The organism is Planctomycetia bacterium, from assembly GCA_034440135.1.
Lineage (GTDB): Bacteria > Planctomycetota > Planctomycetia > Pirellulales > JALHLM01 > JALHLM01.
The window spans coordinates 1-4,808 of sequence record JAWXBP010000117.1; the positions used below are offsets into that span (position 1 = coordinate 1).

Consider the following 4,808-nt stretch of genomic DNA (forward strand, 5'->3'; position numbering starts at 1 on the left):
AACCATGCTGTGGTCTACCTGGCGACGCGAACACCAGGCCATCGCAAAGCGATGCCACTACGCGAGACGAAAATACGATGCGCTACTGTAGTACTAGTTACCACAGCTAAGCCCGCGAAGCGTAGTAAGAATGAAGGCACTAAGTCTGCGCGAAGCAGCAAAACACGTCGGCGTGCATCACGCGACTCTCGCTCGGTGGATTCGTGATGGTGAAGGCCCACGTGCCTTCATCAAGTCCGGCAGGCGCACGGTCATTCGTATTCAGCAAATTGATCTCGATTCGTTCATCCGCCGCAACTCGCGCGGGGGTCGGTAGTCCTTATGCACCTCGTGGAACCAACAGGTCGAAAGCTGAAGTGGGACATCCGCTTCCGCAACCACGACGGCAAGATCGTCAGGGTTCCTGGTGATCGCAAGGAACCTGCCGCACGCGCCATCGGCGAGCGCATTGAGATGCTCGTCAAGGCAAAGGCAGCAGGCGACCCGCCCCCGGCCATCCTTTCAACGTGGATCGCCAACCTTCAGTCCGAATTCGCGGCTCGGCTTAGCGAACTCGGCCTCATTCCCTCGGCACAAATCGAACGCAGCAAAGGAATGGATGAATTGGTGCGCTTGTGGCGCGAGGTCGTCCGTGGCCGGAACAACAACGGCAGCGATCATGCCGATCAGCAGGCGGGCAAAGCGGAGCGGGTTGTGAGAGCAGTCGGCGCGGTCGATTTCAGGGGTTTCGATCCGGACACAGTGACCGAGAAGATCAACGGGTTCAAGATCGAATCTCGTAAGGTCAAGAAACCGATTTCGATGACGACCCGTCGGAGCTACGGCATCGCGATCAAAGATTTTACCTGCTGGCTCTCGAAAAAGTTGAAACTGGCCGACCCGCTCGCGGACATGCCTTTGCCCAGTCCGACTGCTGACATCGAATACGAGCGCCAGCCGCTGACCGTTAAGGAGTTCCGCAGTCTGATGGCGTACCTCGATTCGTTCGAGACCTACAACTGTCAGCGATCCCGATGGACGGCACAGGATCGCAAGCTGATCTACTTGACCGCCGTCAACACCGCCTACCGGCAGAAGGAACTCAGGCGTCTTCGCGTGTACAACTTGTACTTTGATGAGAAGCCCGCCGTGGTTGCACTGAAAGCCCGTGACGCAAAGAACAAGCGGAAGGGCGAACTGCCAATCGGGGTCGAACTCGCTATGCTTCTCAAGCGGCACGTCGCAAAGCTGGAACCGGACGATCCGATCTTTCCGTTTCCGGCGACGCGCGGCGCGGTTATGGACATGCTGCGACTTGATCTGGCGGGCGCGGGTGTTCCCCTGAAATTGCCGGGCGGCGAAGTTCGCGACTTTCACACCTTTCGCTCGACGGCAATCACGTGGTGGCTCGATGTCTACGGCCTGAAACCAAAGCGCGTGCAACTGTTGGCTCGGCTGTCCGACCTCCGGATGGTCAGTAACTACAGTCGGAACATGCGGATTGAGGATTTCGGATGGCTGGATGAGGGTCCTACGCTGGTTCCGGCAGCACTAGCATGCAAGGCCCGTTGAGTGATGATTATCGTGCTCGGGCCAACCGTGCTTCAGCGCAGCCGTTCCGCTGCTGGCAGTGCCCGTCACATCCACCCGTACGAAACATTGGCTATGACATAAGTTCATCGTTTTTATGTACTTAACTTCGATTTAGGACGTTGTGCCGACGTTGTTCCGATTTTTCTCTTGCAATCGCCCATAGCCGAGTTATTATTCCGGAACAACGCTGGAACAACAAGGAGTAAGAACTATGGCAGAACTAAGAGCTACGTTGAGCAAGGGGCGATCCGGCTGGTGCGTGATCTTCAGACATCCGGTCGCGAAGGCGGCAGACGGGAAACAGAAGTTGCGCGTTCGGCGAGGGTTGGGGACACGGGATGACGCTGAAGCGCAGCGACTCGTTGATCAATTGAACAGAGTCCTCGGCGATGCGGAGTATTGGTCCCTCGCGGCGAAGTCGAAAGCCGAGGCATCCTACAATCCCAACGTGGTCGCGGCATTCTACGACCACCTCGAACCCGACCGTCAGGACGGCTGGGCCGAGCGCGAACGGGTGCTCCCCCTACCGACGAGCGATGACGGATTCGCGAGAGTCCAGTTTGTCGGGACAACGGGCGCGGGAAAGACGACGGTCGTGCGGCAGTTCCTCGGGACAGACCCGGCGACTGAACGCTTCCCGTCTACCTCGGCAGCGAAGACGACCATTGCCGACATCGAGATCGTCATGACCGAGGGCGATTTCAAAGCGGTCGTTTCGTTCATTCCCCGCAATCAGGTCCGGCAATACATCATGGAGAGTGTGATCGCAGCGGTAACTGCGCTACTCGACGGTAGCCCCTCGTCTGAAGTCGCACGACGATTCATGGAACATGGCGAGCAGCGATTTCGCCTGAGTTACATCCTCGGAAGCATCAACCCACAGCGAGAGAATGGCGAGGGACTCTTCGACGAGGACGAAAGTGAAAGCGAGATCGCGGGTGAAGCCGAGGTGACCGACTCCGAAAGGCATGAGAACGCCGAAACGCTGCGCGGGTTCCTTAGCGATATCGCCGAGTTGGCGCAAGCATCGAGAAGCGATTTCGAGGCGGCAGCGCGGGATTTCCAAATCGATCTGTCTAAGACCACCAAGCAGGACCGCGATGTGCTGCAGGAGTTGGTCGAAGAGCAACTTCTTCAGAAGGAGAACTTTCACCAAGTAGTGGACGCGGTGCTCGACGAGGTTGAATCCCGATTCGACTACGTGACCGAGGGTGAGCTTCGACGTGGCCGCGAAAAGTGGCCGGAAGTCTGGACTTACGAAACGAATCATGCGAACCGCTCAGAATTCATCCGTGCAGTCAACCGCTTCTCAAGCAACTTCGCGCCGAACTTCGGCCGACTGTTGACGCCCATCGTTGACGGCATCCGCGTAGCCGGACCGTTCAGCCCGCAGTGGAGCGATGGAGAGGTTCCAAAGCTCGTGCTCATGGATGCTCAGGGCATCGGCCACACGGCAGACTCCACGTCCTCCATTTCGACCGGAATTACCCGTCGTTTTCAAAGTGCCGACGTAATCGTGCTCGTGGACAACGCAGCGCAGCCAATGCAAGCTGCGGCGGTGGCGGTGCTGTCCACCGTAGTGTCAAGCGGTCACGAGGGCAAACTTGTCGTCTGCTTCACACACTTCGACGAGGTGAAAGGCGACAACTTGATGGGCGTTGAGGCGAAGAAGGACCACGTCGTCGGATCATTCTACAACGCGGCGCAAGCGATTGGAAAGCAGTCAGGGCGTGAGGCAGAGCAGGCACTGAAGCGCCTGATTCCCGAGCGGCTGGCGTTTCTCGCGAAGATTCACCAGCCGTTGAGAGGTGGCGGAAAGCTGACGAAGGACCAGTTCGAGCGAATGCTGAAGATGTTCGAAAGTTCGATCATTTCGCCCCCCGCGCCTCAGTACCATCCCATCTACGACGTGGCGAACCTCGTGCTGGCGATCCAACGCGCCACGCAGGAGTTTCACGACCGTTGGAAGGGGTTGCTCGGCATGGGGTCGAGATCAGGCGTGGCCCCGGAACATTGGACGCGAATCAAGGCGCTGACCCGCCGTCTGGGCGTTTTCAAGGTTGATGAGTACGACTCGCTGCGGCCCGTCGCGGACCTGATCCGTCTGCTACAAGCACAGATCAGTTCATTCCTCTCCGAGCCGCTGAAATGGAACCCGTCGCCGCCCCCGGAAAACAAAGATGCCGAGAAGGCTCAAGCAATTGATGCTATTCGTCAGGAGGTCTTTCGACGCCTACACGAATTGTCCACGAAGCGCGTGCTTGAAGAGCGTATCAGCGGCTGGAATGAGGCATACGAGCATCGAGGGACCGGCTCGACCCGCGTCCGTGCAAGGGACATCATGGGGCTGTACGAATCCGCCGCACCTGTCCCCAACGAAATGCCGGGGCCGGACACGAACGAATTCTTGTTCGAACTGCGCGAGCTTGTTGCTGAGTCAGTGCTTTCGAATAAGGGAGAGTTGCTCGGCTGGTCGAGAGATTTCGTGGAGGCTGCATGACGCCCGTTAATCAGACATCGGAGCAGTCTTGCTGCATTGCCTGTCTTGAATCGGTCTTCGCCGACGCATGGCCGTCCGAGCGGCTTGATGAGGCCGAGATCATTAGGCGCGGAGTGGCGACTATCGAGTCGAACGGAACCATCTGGGTTCCCGACCATCTTGAACTTCTCTTGGAGAAGGTTGTCGGTAAGCCGGTGAAGGTGACTTCACAAGTTGGCACGGCGAAACTTCAAGCGGAAGTTGATGCTGGTAAGTTCGTTCTGCTGTTCACGAGGGAGGCTAGTGGCGGTTTGCATGTTGTGCGCTACGGTGGCGATGATGGGACAGGCATCAGAGTCATGGAACCCGCCAGCGGGGCGATTGAGATCAGGGATGCAGCATGGCTTAGCAGTCACACCCTCGACGCCCGGATATTCGACCTACCCGCGCCGCCGACACCGCCCGGCGAGCCGGGAACACGGCCGTTGATCCGGGAGAACCGCTCGCCGTAGGGATAGGGGTCGGGAAATGTTGTGGGGCGCAAAGTAGTGCGCACCAAGCGCTATCTCAGCGACCATGCGCACCACTTTAGGGGCGCTTTGGGCGACCGGTTCGATGCCCCAAAACGTGCGAAAACCCTCGTAACCACAAGGATTATGAGGGCTTTCGTTGAGCGAGCGCGACGGGACTCGAACCCGCAACTTCCGGATCGACAGTCCGGTACTCTAACCAATTGAGCTACGCGCCCTTTTTTCTG

At 58.2% G+C, this 4,808-nt stretch carries 4 protein-coding genes and 1 tRNA gene; 3 read left to right on the forward strand and 2 right to left on the reverse strand.

What is annotated here, in order from left to right; translation table 11 throughout:
- Positions 1 to 321 precede the first annotated feature (321 nt).
- On the forward strand, positions 322 to 1,551 hold the full coding sequence (locus tag SGJ19_06590) for a tyrosine-type recombinase/integrase (GenBank protein MDZ4779901.1): 1,230 nt from the start codon (positions 322 to 324) through the stop codon (positions 1,549 to 1,551).
- A gap of 802 nt (positions 1,552 to 2,353) precedes the next feature.
- On the opposite strand, the gene SGJ19_06595 is transcribed toward SGJ19_06590, so the two are convergent.
- The gene (locus tag SGJ19_06595; GenBank protein MDZ4779902.1) at positions 2,354 to 2,725 is read right to left on the reverse strand and encodes a hypothetical protein; all 372 of its coding nucleotides are present in this window, start codon (positions 2,723 to 2,725) and stop codon (positions 2,354 to 2,356) included.
- Here SGJ19_06595 and SGJ19_06600 point away from each other — a divergent pair.
- Positions 2,687 to 4,072, forward strand: a complete 1,386-nt coding sequence (locus tag SGJ19_06600; protein MDZ4779903.1) for a hypothetical protein — start codon at positions 2,687 to 2,689, stop codon at positions 4,070 to 4,072. The genes SGJ19_06595 and SGJ19_06600 overlap by 39 nt on opposite strands.
- Positions 4,069 to 4,563, forward strand: coding sequence for a hypothetical protein (locus SGJ19_06605; protein MDZ4779904.1), 495 nt, complete (start codon positions 4,069 to 4,071; stop codon positions 4,561 to 4,563). Before SGJ19_06600 ends, SGJ19_06605 begins: the two co-directional genes overlap by 4 nt.
- Before the next feature lie 162 nt (positions 4,564 to 4,725).
- Here the strand turns inward: SGJ19_06605 and SGJ19_06610 are convergent.
- Positions 4,726 to 4,799: transfer RNA gene (locus SGJ19_06610), tRNA-Asp, on the reverse strand.
- Positions 4,800 to 4,808 lie beyond the last annotated feature (9 nt).